Raw genomic sequence first — 14,086 nt, forward strand, 5'->3', positions numbered from 1 at the left:
GTGTCTCAGTTCGAAATTTCATTGGCCTTTTTCTTATAAGGTCCGCGAAGCACGGGGTTTCCCGTACGTCGATCATCCCAATCAGCCGCCATTGCAGGCGTTGCGCCCAGCGTCTTGTGGGCACGGCAGAAGTTGTGGAACACGAAATAGAGCGCCAGCGCGTGGCAATGGTTCTCGAATTTCTTGCTGAACGCATCGGTGAGCCGGGTGAACCAGCGCATTGATATGTGCATTGTGACGTGCTGGCGCTCGGCAAAAGACGTGTTGATAAGGTCTGAGTGTAGGCCGTGCCAGCCAGTCCCGCGTCAACCAGCAGCTTCGAAAGATGGATACCCCAGTGATCCGGGATACCGAACGCATGGACGACCCTCGCAGAGAATTCAGATGGGTAGGTAAAATGTTACTTTCGGGGGAAAGCTGGACATTAAGCGCCTATCTCAAGTGTAAAGTAACTTGTAAAGTGTCAACTGGAGTGCCAAGTAATGGATTGCCAAGTGGAGGGGGTCATGGGCAAGAAAATGAATAATGCCCCGGTTTACTATGCGCTGGCGCAAGTCAAGTTTAATACCTTGGCGGCGCTGGCTACCTACGTGCCTGCAATCCAGGAAAACCTGCGCAAGGCTGGATACCCGGATTTTCAAACCATCCAGTTGGCACACTTGGAGCTAATCGGAGCTCCGGTACCAAAGACAACGGTCGCTACGCGGTACTTGTTTTTGAATTCCCGTAAGACGGCCGGCTTCATTTTGGACCAGTCTTGGTTGACATACCAAACGACAGATTACGACACGTTTGAACCATTTCTGTCGGCGTTCCTTTTTGGTTTGCAGGCGATACACAAAGAGGCGGTCCTGAACTACTCGGAGCGTGTTGGGGTACGTTATTTGGATGCGGTACTGCCTAACGCGAATGAATCTGTAACTGACTATCTGCAGCCTTGCGTTCTAGGGCTATCTGGTAGCTTTCCTGATAGATCCCTCGTTCATACGCTCTCCGAAACAAGGACTGTGCTCGACAAAACCACGCTGGTAAGTCGAGCTATTGTGCATACGCAACAGGATCGCGGCGCCGCATTTCCAGAAGATTTGCAGCCGATACACCTCACGCTAATAGCGAAATTTGCACAAGTCACTGGGCAATACGCGATCATTGATACCGATGGCTGGATGGAAGATCGACAGGATTTTGACTTGGACCGTCTAGCAACAACGCTGGATTCGCTTCATAAGAACATAGGCCGTTCATTCGAAAAAATGGTGACTCCTCATGCTCTCAAAGTCTGGGATTGAGACAATGGATAGGACAACTCCAAATCACCGCAACGGCACCTTCTTAGCCCCTCTTGTGACATTCACTGTTCTTTTGGGAGGGGTAGGTACGGGAGGAGATTATACGCCTGCCTATCATGCGCTCCGTGAAAGCAGGGATGTTTTCAGCAAGCAGCGAGACAGCGCTCCTAAGTCGAATGGGTTCGCGGTTAGTGCAGATATTGAATACACGAAGTCTACGCTGCACCTGTCAATGGCAGAGCTGGCGCGTTGTTTGGGTGTCTCGCGGCAGGCGCTCTATAATTGGATTGACGGTGGATCCATCAAACACGAAAACTTGGCAAAGCTGATTGAGTTGAAATCAGCCGCAATCGTCATTGCTGACGCTAGCTTGTCTGAACGCGCACTCTTTATTCACCGCAAATTGCCGGGTGGTAAGACGCTTATAGAAACTGTCGCTATGGGCGGAAGCGGTACAGAGGCCGCACAGTCTCTTGTAAAGTTGGCTAATGAGGAGGCCGAACAGCGGCTTGCTCTTAATGGGCTGTTAGTCGATCGAAAACCGCATAACCTTCTCGGACACGGCACTCCAGAGTTGGTCGATAAGTCATGAAGAATGCAAGAGACCAGAATTGATACCCCTTGGGAGCAAGGTCTGCTTCTCAGCGTAAGCAGCGCTGAGAAGCTCGGGCTGCTTCACCCAGAAACAAGAGAGGATACCGTTGCTATCCTTGTTTCGCATGATTGTGACGTTCTTGAGAGTGCTGCAAACGAGCCGTTCTGCGAGATTCTTATTGGACGGAAGATAGAGGCTATTAATGGACTCTACGCCAACGGTAAGAGCCCACGGCGCTTGCATCTGAATTTTTCAGCAGGGCCAACTGCTCTATTAGCTGAATTTTTTGCAACCGAAAAAAGGTCCATAAAGAAGGAATTGTTGCTCGCGGAGTCACCTCTCCCGGAGATCAGGCTCACTCAAGACGAACACTTTACGCTGCAGTCCTGGTTGGCAGCCCGCTATCATCGGGCAATTTTCCCCGATGAATTTGATCGGCGATTGAAGGAAAGGCCTGCGGAAGTCCATAAGAAGATAGCAAGCACTATCAAGGCGACGGGTACCGACCTCATCGCCGTTCTATTTGATATCGACTCCGGCAAGGACGAAAAGCATGGAGAGGCAGACGACCCTTACGCTCTAACAATAATTCTCGTTTACAACGTGTCAGAAGACCCCGGGAGGGCGCAGGCGTCAGCGAATAAAGCCGCAAGCACAATCAAGAGCCTCTTCAGGCAATATTACTACAGCGACAAGAAATGGAAAAATATCGAGTTGCGCGTATGCTTGCCCGTCTCTGCGGATAGTATTTCCCTGCATCAACTTCGATCTACAAGGCCGTGGAACTTCGATTACCTTGATATCGTTGAATCTGGTTAGGCCTCACTTTTCCATCGAGACTTGGCCGCCTTCTTTGCGATCTCCGACCGCTTCTTGGCAGTCATCCCCGCGGCCCGCGCTTTCCCGCCCATGCGTCCCAGCGCCACGGCGGCGGCGTTCTTACCGTCCTTGGTGGTGATGTCCTCGATCTCGCCGGTCGCGATCTTGGCGATCATGACGGCGTTTCCGATGGCGTCAGTTGGACGTTTTTCGCCTTTTGTTGAGCGCTGGTTGCGGTCGATGCAATCAGGGCAATCAGCGTGGAGCATGGTCCAGACCCATGACAAAATTTCAACCTGAGACACTACCCGGTGCGGACGTTGTCCCCCGGCTACCGCCTCGTTGTGTCCGCCGCCGCCCGCCATTAAGGTAAACAAAGGGTTTAAATTGCCCGCCCCAGTTTAAGCGAGTTACCTCGCCCGCAAGCCGCGGCTCCGGTCCGGAGCCAGCGGAACGAGCGGGAAGCGGCATGTCCACAAACTGGCGGATCAGTTCATTCAACGGCGCGCTGCTGGCGGCCTATTTCGTTCCGACCTGGACCATCGTTGCCCTCAAGATCGTGATTTCGCCGATCCACGGCCTCTACGAGCGGCCGAACATATCGGTGGCGCTGTTCATCAGCGATTACCTGCAGCTGGCGGCGCTGAACACGGTGCGCTTTGCCTGGCTGGTGGCGTTGGGCAAGCTCACGGTCGCCGCATTTTTTGCGCTGTTCGTGGTCCTTCTCACCCGCCCTTCGGTCCGCAAGAGCGGCGGCTGCGACGAAGCGCTTGGCATCGCGCTCGCGATCGGCAGCGTGATCAGTTTTGCCAGCATGGTGATGGCCTCGCAGGTCGGCGAAACCGCAGCCCTCAGGCTGCATGCGACGGAGCTGTTGCTGTTGCTCGGCGCCGCCATCGTGCTGGTGATCGAACGTCCGGCACAGCCGCAGACCGATCACAGCGTGACTGCGCCCGCTCTATCGCTCCAGCAGGCCCAACTCCCCCACAACCGCTGACGCCGCCCTGGCGGACGCGGCCTAGCGCTGCGTCAGGAAGCCGACCACCGCGTCGGTGAAGGCGTGCGGCTGTTCGACGTTGGAAATATGCGCGGCGTCGAGAATCGTTAAGGCGGCGCCGGGGATCTGGCTGCGGATGAACTCGCCGGCCGCGATCGGCGTCGACATGTCGTGACGCCCGGCGATGACCAGCGTCGGGCTCTTGATCCTGGGCAACAGCGCGCGCTGATCGAGCGTGCTCAGCGCTTCGCAGCAGGCGAGATAACCCTGCACCGGCGAGGCAATCAGCATCGCCTTCATGTTCGCCGTTATCTGAGGCTCGCGCTCGCGGAAATCGGCGGTCAGCCAGCCTGATATCACGGTGTCCGCCACCGCGGCGATACCGCCTTCCTTCACCGCCTTGATGCGGTTCAGCCAGTTGGTCGGATCGGGATAGTGGCAGGCGGTGTTGGCGAGAATGATCTTGCCGAACCGCTCGGGCGCGTTGGCCCCCAGCCATTGTCCGACCATGCCGCCCATCGACAGCCCGCACCAGTGCACCTTCTCGATGTTGAGGTCGTCGAGGATCGCCAGCACGTCGCGGCCGAAGCGCTCCATCGAATAGGGGCCGGGCGGCACATTGGACTTGCCGTGGCCGCTCCGGTCGTAGCGGATCACGCGAAACACCTGGGTGAGCGCCTTCATCTGCGGCTCCCACATCTGCAAGGTGCAGCCCAGCGAATTCGACAGCATCAGCGTCGGTCCGCCGTCGCGGCCTTCGACGGATACATTGAGCAGGCAACCGTCGGCATCGATCATCGGCATCAGGATTCTCCGGAGTGGTCCTATTTCTCGTCGGCGAGCGAAGCGGGCAGCCGGGCTTGCGAGTAGCTTTGATAGGCCATCGGTTCAACCAATGCAGCGATTCTTTCCACGCACAAAGGCGCGGCGGCCTCGGCCTCCCGCCTGGCTCCGGCAATCCCGAGACATCGGCGCAACTCTGTTGCGCTGCGAATATGCGTCGGTTGTGATCGGTCCGGCCTCTTCCTTTTGGCCCGGGCGTGCTTTACTTGGGGGACAACAGGCAAAGCGACTGGGGAGGCACCACGATGGCCATGACGATGAACGGCGAAGTCCAGCTTGCGGCGCTGCGCGAAGCGGTGTGGACCAAGTTGAACGACCCGGAAGTGCTGAAAGCCTGCATCCCCGGCTGCGAGGAACTGGAGAAGACCGAAGACAACGGCTTTCGCGCGGTCGCCAAGATGAAGGTCGGGCCGGTGTCGGCCCGCTTCAAGGGCCGGGTGATGCTGAGCGATCTCGATCCGCCCAATGGCTACAAGATTTCAGGCGAAGGCGAGGGCGGGGTCGCAGGCTTCGCCAAAGGTGGCGCAACCGTGGCGCTGGCAGAGAAGGACGGCGGCACGCTGTTGACCTACAATGTCGAGGCGCAGATCGGCGGCAAGCTGGCCCAGCTCGGTCAAAGGCTGATCAATGGCGCGGCCAAGAAACTGGCCGATGAATTTTTCGCCAATTTCGCCAAGGCGGTGCAAAATTAGTCTCGAGGACCCGAGCCCTCAACAGGCGGGTCCCGCCAAAGTCCGCATAAGTCACATCTGGCCATGCCCAAGGTGAGGTTGCTCATTGCCGGGATGGCCCATATTATGGCTTTGGAATTACTTTAAATGACTGTTTGGCTGTGCAATGCAGCAGGGCAGATGAAGAGAGTGCTGAATGGCCAAGATTTCGCTTGTTGTGAACGGTAGTCCCGTCAACGCCAATGTCGACCCCCGCACCCTGCTGGTGCAGTTCCTGCGCGAGAATCTGCGCCTGACCGGCACCCATGTCGGCTGCGACACCTCGCAGTGCGGCGCCTGTGTCGTGCATCTGGACGGCAAGGCGGTCAAATCCTGCACCACGCTGGCGGTGATGGCTGACGGCCACGAAGTCAGGACCATCGAGGGCCTGGCCGCCGACGGCGCGCCGCTGCATCCGATGCAGGAGGCGTTCCGCGAGCATCACGGCCTGCAATGCGGTTTCTGCACGCCCGGCATGATCATGACCGCGGTCGACCTCGTCCACCGCAAGGGCCACGATCTGACCGACCACACCATCCGGGAAGAGCTCGAAGGCAATCTGTGCCGCTGCACCGGCTATCAGAACATCGTTCAATCGATCGCGGCCGGCGCCAAGGCGATGGCGAAGTCCGATCTCGCGTAACGCACGTCCCGCACGGCGATCAGGAATATCTCATGTACGAATTCAAATATCACCGTCCGGCGACTGTGCGGCAGGCCGCCAATCTGCTGGTGAAGAACGAAGACGCCAAGGTCATTGCCGGCGGTCACACGCTGCTGCCGGTCATGAAGCAGCGGCTCGCCAGCCCGCCGCATCTGGTCGATCTTTCCCATATCGAGGGGCTCGACGGCATCGAGATGAAGGGCCGCTCGCTGGTGATCGGCGCCACCGCGACCCATAACGCGGTCGCCACTTCCGCCATCGTCGGCGAGGCGATCCCGGCTCTGGCCGAACTCGCAGGCCTGATCGGCGATCCCGCAGTGCGCCACAAGGGTACCATCGGCGGCTCGCTCGCCAACAACGATCCGACCGCCGATTATCCGGCGGCCTGCATGGCGCTCGGCGCCACCATCGTCACCAACAAGCGCCGGCTGAAGCCGGAGGAATTCTTTCAGGGCCTGTTCACGACCGCGCTCGAGAGCGACGAGATCATCACCAGGGTGATGTTCCCGCTGCCGAAGAAGGCCGCCTACATCAAGTTCCGCAACCAGGCCTCGCGCTATGCGCTGGTCGGGGTGTTCGTCGCCAAGCGTCCGTCGGATGTCCGCGTCGCCGTCACCGGCGCCGGTTCCGAAGGCGTGTTCCGCCTCACCTCGTTCGAGGAAGCCCTGAAGAAGCGCTTCTCGGCGAAGGCGCTCGACGGCCTGACGGTACCTGCGGACGGATTGAACAGCGACCTGCACGGCAGCGCCGAATATCGCGCCCATCTGATCGCGGTGCTGGCGCGCCGGGCCGTTGAAGCGGCGACCGGCAAAGCCTGACATTGCCGATTCCTGACGCATCGAGATTGGCGTTCCCATGACCGCATTGGCGCTGCCCACCTCCGTCGATGCGATGCTGGAACTGCTGACCTCGCGCGGCTATCTCGCCGAGCGCTCGCTGGCAACGGTGACCTATCTGTCGCTGCGGATGGGCCGTCCGCTGTTCCTCGAAGGCGAGGCCGGCGTCGGCAAGACCGAGATCGCCAAGGTGCTGTCGGCGGCGCTGGGTCGCAAGCTGATCCGGCTGCAATGCTACGAAGGCCTCGATGTCGCCTCCGCCGTCTATGAGTGGAACAGCGCGGCGCAGATGATCGCGATCCGGCTCGCTGAAGCGGCAGGGGATACCGACCGCGCGCAGCTGTCGTCGGATATTTTTGCCAAGCGTTTTCTGATCGAGCGGCCGCTGTTGCAGGCGCTGGAGCCCGATGTGGCCGGCCCGCCGGTGCTCCTGATCGACGAACTCGATCGCGCCGACGAGGCGTTCGAGGCCTATCTCCTGGAAATCCTCTCGGACTTCCAGGTCACGATTCCGGAATTCGGCACCATCAAGGCGCCGCATCCGCCGATTGTCATCATCACCTCGAACCGCACCCGCGAGATTCACGACGCGCTGAAGCGCCGCTGTCTCTATCACTGGGTGGACTATCCCTCTGCCGAGCGCGAGCTCGCGATCGTCAAGTCGCGCGTGCCCGGCATATCAGCGAAACTATCGCAGCAGGTCGTCCGTTTCGTGCAGGCGCTGCGCGACCAGGATTTCTACAAGTCGCCCGGCGTCGCCGAGACCCTCGACTGGGCCACCGCGCTGACCGAACTCGACGCCCGCTCGCTGACCCCGCAGGTGGTCGGCGATACACTCGGCGCGCTGCTCAAGTATCAGGACGACATCGCGCGGATGCAGGGCGACACGCTGCAGAAGGTTTTGAAGGAAGCGACGAGCGACTAGCCGCCATTCCGGGGCACGCGAAGCGTGAACCCGGAATCTCGCGCCGCAATCTCCAGATTCCGGGTCCGCACTTCGCGCGGCCCGGAATGACGAGGCGACAAACCCATGGCCGCAATCAATCACCTCAATCCCCCGACCGGCCAAATGGCCGACAACGTCATCGGCTTTGCCCGCGCGTTGCGCGCCGCCGGCATTCCGGTCGGGCCCGGCGCCGTGATCGATGCCATGAATGCGCTGCAGGCGATCGAGATCGGCAACCGCGGCGACGTCTTCACCACGCTGGAAGCGATCTTCGTCAAGCGCCACGAGCACGCGCTGATTTTCGCGCAGGCGTTCGATCTGTTCTTCCGCGCCGCCGAAGAATGGAAGCACATGCTGGATTCGGTGCCGCTGCCGGACCACGCCAGGAAGAAGCCGCCGCCGGCGTCGCGCCGGGTCCAGGAGGCGCTGGCGCAGCCGCAGATGAGCGAGACGCCGCAGGCCCAGGAGCAGGAGTTGCGGCTGTCGGTGTCCGACAAGGAAGTGCTGCAGAAAAAGGATTTCGCGCAGATGAGCGCGGCCGAGATCGCGGAAGTCACCCGCGCCATTGCGCAGATGAAGCTGCCGCAGGCCGAATTGCGCACCCGCCGCTACCAACCGGACGCGCGGGGCTTGCGGCTCGACATGCGCCGCACCCTGCGCGGCTCCTTGCGCACCGGCGGCGACATCATCGACATCCATCGGCTCGGGCGGATCGACAAGCCGGCGCCGATCGTGGCGCTGCTCGATATCTCCGGCTCGATGAGCGAGTACACGAGGCTGTTCCTGCATTTCCTGCACGCCATCACCGACGCGCGCAAGCGCGTGTCGGTATTCCTGTTCGGCACCCGGCTGACCAATGTGACGCGGGCTTTGCGGGCGCGCGATCCCGATGAGGCATTGGCGAGTTGCTCCTCGACGGTGGAGGACTGGGCCGGCGGCACCCGGATCGGCACCTCGCTGCATACATTCAACAAATTGTGGGGCCGCCGCGTGCTCGGGCAGGGCGCCATCGTGCTCCTGATCTCCGACGGGCTGGAGCGCGAGGCCGACGCCAGGCTGGCGTTCGAGATGGACCGGCTGCACCGCTCCTGCCGCCGCCTGATCTGGCTCAATCCCCTGCTGCGCTTCGGCGGCTTCGAGGCCAAGGCGCAGGGCATCAAAATGATGCTGCCGCATGTTGACGAATTCCGCCCGGTACATAATTTGAGTTCGATCGAAGGGCTGATCGCGGCCCTTTCGTCGGCGCCGCCAGCGCATCACCGCAGCCTGATTCGATCCGCAGCTTGAAAGAGGCTTCCATGCTCAATCGCGACGAAGACATTCTCAAAGCGGCTGAGGACTGGCAGAGGGCCGGTCACGGCGTGGCGCTGGCGACCGTGGTCGAGACCTGGGGCTCGGCGCCGCGGCCCGCGGGCTCCAGCCTCGTCATCAACGACGACGGCACGTTCCTGGGCTCGGTCTCCGGCGGCTGCGTCGAGGGCGCCGTGGTCACCGAGGCGCTGGACGTGATCGCCAGCGGCAAGCCGAAGATGCTCGAATTCGGCGTCGCCGACGAGACCGCGTGGAATGTCGGCCTGTCCTGCGGCGGCACCATCCGCGTGTTCGTCGAGAAGGTAGGCCAGTCGTGAAGATTGAGACGCTCAAGACCGTGAACGCCGAGCGCGCCGCGCGCCGGCCGGTCATCCTCATCACCGATACCGAGAACGGCGAGCAGCGGCTGGTCAAGGCCGCCGACATCGCCGCCGACCCCTTGCGCGCCGAGCTTTCAAAACAGTTGCGCATGGGCAAGAGCGGCACGGTCGAGGCCGGCGGCAGGAAGCTGTTTCTCAACGTCTATGCGCCGACCGCCAAACTCGTCATCGTCGGCGCGGTTCATATCAGCCAGGCGCTGGCGCCGCTGGCGCGCTCGCTCGACTATGACGTGACCGTGGTCGATCCGCGCACCGCCTTTGCCAGCCCCGAGCGGTTTCCGGACGTGCCGCTGATCGCCGAATGGCCCGACGTGGCGCTGCCGCCGCTCAACATCGATCATTACACCGCCTTCGTGGCGCTGACGCATGATCCGAAAATCGACGATCCGGCGCTGCTGCACGCGTTCGAACGCGACTGTTTCTATATCGGCGCGCTCGGCTCGCGGAAGACCCACGCCAAACGCGTTGAACGGCTGAAAGCGCAAGGCGCGCGGGATAGCGACATTGCCCGCATCCATGCCCCGATCGGGCTATCGATCGGCGCGGTCTCGCCGTCCGAAATCGCGGTCTCGATCATGGCCGAGATCACCGCGCAACTGCGGCTGCCTCCGAAAGAAAAAGAAGCCGCGGCATGAAGTTCGGTCCCGCCAGTCCGGCCGACGCGGTCGGCGGCGTCACCGTCCACACCCTGCGTCAGGGATCGCTGGTGCTGAAAAAAGGCACCACGATCGGTCCCGCCGAAGTCGAGGCGCTCGACAAGGCCGGCGTTGCGGAAATCGTTGTGGTGCGGCTGGAGCAGGGCGACGTCTCCGAGGACACAGCTGCCGCCAGCATCGCGCAGGCGGTGGCCGGTGACGGCGTCAATGTCGAACGCGCCTTTACCGGCCGCGCCAATCTGTTTGCGGCCAAGGCCGGCGTGCTGGTGGTGGACCGCGCAAGGGTCGACCGCATCAACAGCGTCGATGAGGCCATTACGTTTGCGACGCTGGCCGCCTTCAAGCCGGTGGTCGAAGGCGAGATGATCGCCACCGTGAAAATCATTCCGTTCGGCGTTGAAGCGAAACTGCGCGATGCCGCGGTGGCTGCGGCCGGCGGCGGCGCGCTGCGGATCTCGCCCTATGTCATCAAGCGCGTCGGCGTGGTCTCGACCTTGCTGCCGGGACTGGCGCCGAAGGTGATCGAGAAGACGCTGCGGGTGACGGCGGAGCGGCTGGCGCCGGCCGGCGCCGCCATCATGGCCGAGCGCCGCGTGCCGCACGACGAGGCGGCCTTGGCGGCGGCGATCAAGGAATTGCTCGGTCTCGGCGCCGAGCTCGTGATCGTGTTCGGCGCCTCGGCGATTGCCGACCGGCGCGACGTGATTCCGGCGGCGATATCGGGGATCGGCGGCGCCATCGAACATTTCGGCATGCCGGTCGATCCCGGCAATCTGCTGTTGATCGGCAATGCCGGCGGCGTGCCGGTGCTGGGCGCCCCCGGCTGCGCGCGCTCGCCGGTGGAAAACGGCTTCGACTGGGTGCTGATGCGCCTCCTGGCAGGCCTCAAGGTCACGCGCGCCGAGCTCACCGGCATGGGCGTCGGCGGGCTGCTGATGGAAATCGTCACCCGGCCGCAGCCGCGCGAAAGCCTTGTGACCGACAGCAATCGCAATATTGCCGCGGTCATTCTCGCCGCCGGGCGCTCGACCCGGATGGGCGGTCCGAACAAGCTGCTGGCCGAACTCGGCGGCAAGCCGCTGGTGCGGATCGTGACCGAACAGGCGCTGGCCTCGAAGGCGTCCGGTGTGACCGTGGTGACCGGACATCAGGCCGAGCAGGTCGAGAAGGCGTTGGCCGGGCTGAAAGTGAAATTCGTGCGCAATCCGGATTTCGCCGAGGGGCTGGCGAGTTCGGTCAAGGCCGGCATCGCGGCGGTGCCGCAAAATGCCGATGGCGCGGTGATCTGCCTCGGCGATATGCCGCTGATCTCGGCCGACCTGATCGACCGGCTGATCGAGGCCTTCGCGCCCGATCGCGGCAACCTGATCGCGGTACCGGTCAGCGACGGCAGGCGCGGCAATCCGGTGTTGTGGTCGCGCCGCTTCTTCAATGAATTGATGACGCTCGACGGCGATATCGGCGCGCGGCATCTGATCGCGAAACACAGCGAGGCGGTGGCCGAAGTCCCGGTCGAGGGCCATGGCGCCTTCCTCGACATCGATACCCCGCAGGCGCTTGAGGAAGCGCAGCGGGGGTAAGCGCGAATCCGTAGGGTGGGCAAAGGCGCGCTCTTCGCGCCGTGCCCACCATCCCTTTTCCCGCGGAGGTATGGTGGGCACGGCGCAAGGGCGCCTTTGCCCACCCTACGAATTCTTTTTCAACCTCCCGTTCACCAAGTTGAAACGTCCCCCGGATAGATTCGCCGCCGATTGCCTCGGGGGAGGGGATATTGATCGTTTCGACTACGAAAGCCCAACGCCGGGCGCTGTTCGTTCTTGTGCTGACTCTGCTGGTCGGTGCATCGCGCCTGGTGACGGAGAGTTGGGCGGCGGGCGCGTTTGCAGTCGGCAAGTGCGGCGCCTATGGCCAGGCCTTTGACTATCCCGCCGAAGCGGCGGCGCGCGCCGCGGCGCTGAAGCAATGCAAGGGCGCGTGCACTGCCGTCACCATGAAGCGCGCCTGCGCGGCATTTGCAGTCGACATGGCCAATCCCTGCGGCGCTCACGGCTATGCGGTCAAGCCGAGGATTTCAAGTTCGCTGAACGCGGCGACCAGGAAGTGCTACGAATTCGGCGGCAAAGAATGCGTGATCCGCGCCTGGGCCTGCGACGCCAGGGGGTAGATTCAACAACCGTCGTTCCGGGATGGTCCGAAGGACCAGACCCGGAACCTCGAGATTCCGGGTTCGCGCTAATGCGCGCCCCGGAATGACAGCGGAGAATCCAAGCAATTCGACACCAAGATCGCGGTCGTGAGCGCAAGGTGATCGACGTCGACGGGTTGAAATTTCACAGCTGATCTAGATCAAGCCGACGCCCCGGGCCTGTGTCGTACTTATTCAATGAACCGAACGGTCGGTGGGCAGGGCAGGGAACATGACGGCGGTCACCAAAATCGTCTTTATCGGCGCAAGCAGTGCCTCGTTCGGCATCAGCATGTTCCGGGACCTGTTCTCCACGCATGATCTGGCCGGCAGCACCCTGGTGCTGGTCGGCAGGCACGCCGAGCGGCTGGCGCGCGCCGGGCGCGTCGCAAAGTTGCTCAACGAGAAATCCGGCGCGGGATTGAAGATCGAGTGCACCACCGATTGGCGGGCCGCGCTGGACGGCGCGGAGTTCGTCGTCCATTCCACCGCGATCGAGCGCAACCGGCTGTGGAGGCTCGATTGGGAGGTGCCGCGCAAATACGGCATCCGTCACACCTTGGGCGAGAATGGCGGCCCGGGCGCGTTGTTCTTCACCCTGCGTACCCTGCCGGTGGTGTTCGATTTCGTGCGCGAGATGGAGCGGCGTTGCCCGAACGCGCTGTTCATCAACTTTTCCAATCCGGAAGGCCGCATCGTTCTGGCGCTCGGGCTGTACAGCAGGATCCGCACCGTCGGTCTCTGTCACGGCATTTTTCTGGCGCGCGATGCGGTCGCCTCGATCGTTGGGCTACTTCCCGAACGGGTGGACGTCTGGGGCGCGGGGCTCAATCATTTCCAGTGCCTGACGCAGATCCGCGATCGGGCGACCGGCGCCGACCTCTATCCGCTGCTGCGCGAAAAGGAGAGGGATTTCGACCCGAAGTTTTCGCCGCTGACGCGCAATCTGTTCCGGGCCTTCGGCTATTGGCTCGGCTGCGGCGACGGCCATGTCGGAGAATACATGGCGTATGGCTGGGAGGCCGGCGAGGGCGGCTTCAATTTCGATTGGGACGAAGGCGAGCGGGCCAAAACCGAAAAGACGATCGACGACGTGCTGGCGGGAAGGGCGGAGATTCCCTGGTGGTGGTTGACCGAATCGGGCGAGCGCGCCGTCACCGTCATCGCGGCGGTGCTGCACAACCGCAAGCAACTGATCGAATCCGGCGTGGTCTATAATCAGCAAGTCATTCCGAACCTCCCGGCCAATGCGGCGGTGGAAGTTCCCGTGATGGCTGACACGGCCGGCATTCATCCGGTTTCGCTCGGCCCGCTGCCCGATCCGGTCGCCAAACTCATGACCGTTCAGGTCAACGTGCAGCAACTCGCCGTCGAGGCGGCGGTGCATGCCTCGAAGGAGCTGGCATTGCAGGCGCTGCTGATCGATCCCGTCGTCAATTCCGTAGCCGCCGCGCGCAGCCTGCTCGACGAACTCTGGGAGATCAACCGGCCCCATATCCGCAAGTGCGTCTAGCGCGGCGCGGACAAGAGAAGATCGCCGACGGGCTGACGTTTCACCTCCTGCCGAATACGCGAACGCCCGGCTGCCTAGCGGGCGTCATTGCGAGGAGCGAAGCGACGAAGCAATCCAGCTTTGTTGCGGCAAAGCTGGATTGCTTCGCTTCGCTCGCAATGACGTTGATAGAGAGCGAGGGTAGGCAAGGCGCCGATAACCGCTCGCGATGGTGGGCGCGTCGCTTCGCGCCGTGTCCGCCCTACGGCCGACCGCGGCTGCGGCAAAATAACCTGACGGGCGGACTCACGCGCACGTGAAATTCGAAGGTTTCAATCGGAGTTGACAGTGACTGACCGGTCA

16 protein-coding genes and 1 pseudogene are annotated in these 14,086 nt (G+C 62.0%); 14 read left to right on the forward strand and 3 right to left on the reverse strand.

Features of this window, described 5'->3' with window-relative positions:
- Positions 1–5 precede the first annotated feature (5 nt).
- Positions 6–269 (reverse strand): annotated as a pseudogene (locus KMZ29_RS10935) (IS1 family transposase); the annotation flags it as partial.
- 237 nt (positions 270–506) lie between these two features.
- Here KMZ29_RS10935 and KMZ29_RS10940 point away from each other — a divergent pair.
- The 3 genes from KMZ29_RS10940 to KMZ29_RS10950 are packed head-to-tail and all read left to right on the forward strand — an operon-like array spanning position 507 to position 2,703.
- Positions 507–1,289, forward strand: a complete 783-nt coding sequence (locus KMZ29_RS10940) for a TIGR04255 family protein (protein WP_215623688.1) — start codon at positions 507–509, stop codon at positions 1,287–1,289.
- 4 nt (positions 1,290–1,293) lie between these two features.
- Positions 1,294–1,881, forward strand: a complete 588-nt coding sequence (locus KMZ29_RS10945; protein ID WP_215623689.1) for a helix-turn-helix domain-containing protein — start codon at positions 1,294–1,296, stop codon at positions 1,879–1,881.
- A 3-nt stretch (positions 1,882–1,884) separates the two neighbouring features.
- Complete coding sequence (locus tag KMZ29_RS10950; RefSeq protein WP_215623690.1) at positions 1,885–2,703, forward strand: hypothetical protein; 819 nt, start codon at positions 1,885–1,887, stop codon at positions 2,701–2,703.
- Here KMZ29_RS10950 and KMZ29_RS10955 read toward each other — a convergent pair.
- Positions 2,700–2,879: an RNA-binding protein gene (locus KMZ29_RS10955; RefSeq protein ID WP_249779893.1), complete on the reverse strand. Its 180-nt coding sequence runs from the start codon at positions 2,877–2,879 to the stop codon at positions 2,700–2,702. The two genes, KMZ29_RS10950 and KMZ29_RS10955, sit on opposite strands and share 4 nt — an antisense overlap.
- Before the next feature lie 293 nt (positions 2,880–3,172).
- Here KMZ29_RS10955 and KMZ29_RS10960 point away from each other — a divergent pair, with 293 nt between their 5' ends.
- Positions 3,173–3,700 carry a hypothetical protein gene (locus KMZ29_RS10960; RefSeq protein WP_215623692.1) on the forward strand — a complete coding sequence of 176 codons (528 nt, stop codon included), beginning with the start codon at positions 3,173–3,175 and terminating at the stop codon, positions 3,698–3,700.
- A 21-nt stretch (positions 3,701–3,721) separates the two neighbouring features.
- Here the strand turns inward: KMZ29_RS10960 and pcaD are convergent, their stop codons facing one another.
- The gene (gene pcaD / locus KMZ29_RS10965) at positions 3,722–4,504 is read right to left on the reverse strand and encodes a 3-oxoadipate enol-lactonase (protein WP_215623693.1); all 783 of its coding nucleotides are present in this window, start codon (positions 4,502–4,504) and stop codon (positions 3,722–3,724) included.
- A gap of 284 nt (positions 4,505–4,788) precedes the next feature.
- Here pcaD and KMZ29_RS10970 point away from each other — a divergent pair, with 284 nt between their 5' ends.
- The 10 genes from KMZ29_RS10970 to KMZ29_RS11015 all read left to right on the forward strand — a co-directional run bounded on the left by KMZ29_RS10970 (position 4,789) and on the right by KMZ29_RS11015 (position 13,744).
- On the forward strand, positions 4,789–5,235 hold the full coding sequence (locus tag KMZ29_RS10970) for an SRPBCC family protein (protein WP_215623694.1): 447 nt from the start codon (positions 4,789–4,791) through the stop codon (positions 5,233–5,235).
- A 175-nt stretch (positions 5,236–5,410) separates the two neighbouring features.
- The gene (locus KMZ29_RS10975; protein WP_215606049.1) at positions 5,411–5,896 is read left to right on the forward strand and encodes a (2Fe-2S)-binding protein; all 486 of its coding nucleotides are present in this window, start codon (positions 5,411–5,413) and stop codon (positions 5,894–5,896) included.
- Positions 5,897–5,928: 32 nt separating this feature from the next.
- Positions 5,929–6,735 carry an FAD binding domain-containing protein gene (locus tag KMZ29_RS10980; RefSeq protein ID WP_215623695.1) on the forward strand — a complete coding sequence of 269 codons (807 nt, stop codon included), beginning with the start codon at positions 5,929–5,931 and terminating at the stop codon, positions 6,733–6,735.
- Between the two features lie 37 nt (positions 6,736–6,772).
- Positions 6,773–7,678: an AAA family ATPase gene (locus KMZ29_RS10985; protein ID WP_215623696.1), complete on the forward strand. Its 906-nt coding sequence runs from the start codon at positions 6,773–6,775 to the stop codon at positions 7,676–7,678.
- Positions 7,679–7,783: 105 nt separating this feature from the next.
- On the forward strand, positions 7,784–8,986 hold the full coding sequence (locus tag KMZ29_RS10990; protein WP_215623697.1) for a vWA domain-containing protein: 1,203 nt from the start codon (positions 7,784–7,786) through the stop codon (positions 8,984–8,986).
- An 11-nt stretch (positions 8,987–8,997) separates the two neighbouring features.
- Positions 8,998–9,327, forward strand: a complete 330-nt coding sequence (locus KMZ29_RS10995) for an XdhC family protein (RefSeq protein WP_215623698.1) — start codon at positions 8,998–9,000, stop codon at positions 9,325–9,327.
- Complete coding sequence (locus KMZ29_RS11000) at positions 9,324–10,025, forward strand: XdhC family protein (protein WP_215623699.1); 702 nt, start codon at positions 9,324–9,326, stop codon at positions 10,023–10,025. The genes KMZ29_RS10995 and KMZ29_RS11000 overlap by 4 nt, the downstream gene beginning before the upstream one ends.
- Positions 10,022–11,626, forward strand: coding sequence for an NTP transferase domain-containing protein (locus KMZ29_RS11005; RefSeq protein ID WP_215623700.1), 1,605 nt, complete (start codon positions 10,022–10,024; stop codon positions 11,624–11,626). The genes KMZ29_RS11000 and KMZ29_RS11005 overlap by 4 nt, the downstream gene beginning before the upstream one ends.
- Before the next feature lie 194 nt (positions 11,627–11,820).
- Positions 11,821–12,210 (forward strand): DUF4189 domain-containing protein, encoded by a 390-nt coding sequence (locus KMZ29_RS11010; RefSeq protein WP_369810126.1) that lies wholly within the window; start codon positions 11,821–11,823, stop codon positions 12,208–12,210.
- Positions 12,211–12,463: 253 nt separating this feature from the next.
- Positions 12,464–13,744, forward strand: coding sequence for a family 4 glycosyl hydrolase (locus KMZ29_RS11015; RefSeq protein ID WP_215623702.1), 1,281 nt, complete (start codon positions 12,464–12,466; stop codon positions 13,742–13,744).
- Positions 13,745–14,086: the final 342 nt, after the last annotated feature.

Source organism: Bradyrhizobium sediminis, assembly GCF_018736085.1.
Classification (GTDB): Bacteria; Pseudomonadota; Alphaproteobacteria; order Rhizobiales; family Xanthobacteraceae; genus Bradyrhizobium; species Bradyrhizobium sediminis.

Coding starts and splice junctions, on each gene's coding strand:
- KMZ29_RS10940 (WP_215623688.1), top strand. CDS start 507: ATGGGCAAGAAAATGAATAATGCCCCGGTTTACTATGCGCTGGCGCAA.
- KMZ29_RS10945 (WP_215623689.1), top strand. CDS start 1,294: ATGGATAGGACAACTCCAAATCACCGCAACGGCACCTTCTTAGCCCCT.
- KMZ29_RS10950 (WP_215623690.1), top strand. CDS start 1,885: ATGCAAGAGACCAGAATTGATACCCCTTGGGAGCAAGGTCTGCTTCTC.
- KMZ29_RS10955 (WP_249779893.1), bottom strand. CDS start 2,879: ATGATCGCCAAGATCGCGACCGGCGAGATCGAGGACATCACCACCAAG.
- KMZ29_RS10960 (WP_215623692.1), top strand. CDS start 3,173: ATGTCCACAAACTGGCGGATCAGTTCATTCAACGGCGCGCTGCTGGCG.
- pcaD (WP_215623693.1), bottom strand. CDS start 4,504: ATGCCGATGATCGATGCCGACGGTTGCCTGCTCAATGTATCCGTCGAA.
- KMZ29_RS10970 (WP_215623694.1), top strand. CDS start 4,789: ATGGCCATGACGATGAACGGCGAAGTCCAGCTTGCGGCGCTGCGCGAA.
- KMZ29_RS10975 (WP_215606049.1), top strand. CDS start 5,411: ATGGCCAAGATTTCGCTTGTTGTGAACGGTAGTCCCGTCAACGCCAAT.
- KMZ29_RS10980 (WP_215623695.1), top strand. CDS start 5,929: ATGTACGAATTCAAATATCACCGTCCGGCGACTGTGCGGCAGGCCGCC.
- KMZ29_RS10985 (WP_215623696.1), top strand. CDS start 6,773: ATGACCGCATTGGCGCTGCCCACCTCCGTCGATGCGATGCTGGAACTG.
- KMZ29_RS10990 (WP_215623697.1), top strand. CDS start 7,784: ATGGCCGCAATCAATCACCTCAATCCCCCGACCGGCCAAATGGCCGAC.
- KMZ29_RS10995 (WP_215623698.1), top strand. CDS start 8,998: ATGCTCAATCGCGACGAAGACATTCTCAAAGCGGCTGAGGACTGGCAG.
- KMZ29_RS11005 (WP_215623700.1), top strand. CDS start 10,022: ATGAAGTTCGGTCCCGCCAGTCCGGCCGACGCGGTCGGCGGCGTCACC.
- KMZ29_RS11015 (WP_215623702.1), top strand. CDS start 12,464: ATGACGGCGGTCACCAAAATCGTCTTTATCGGCGCAAGCAGTGCCTCG.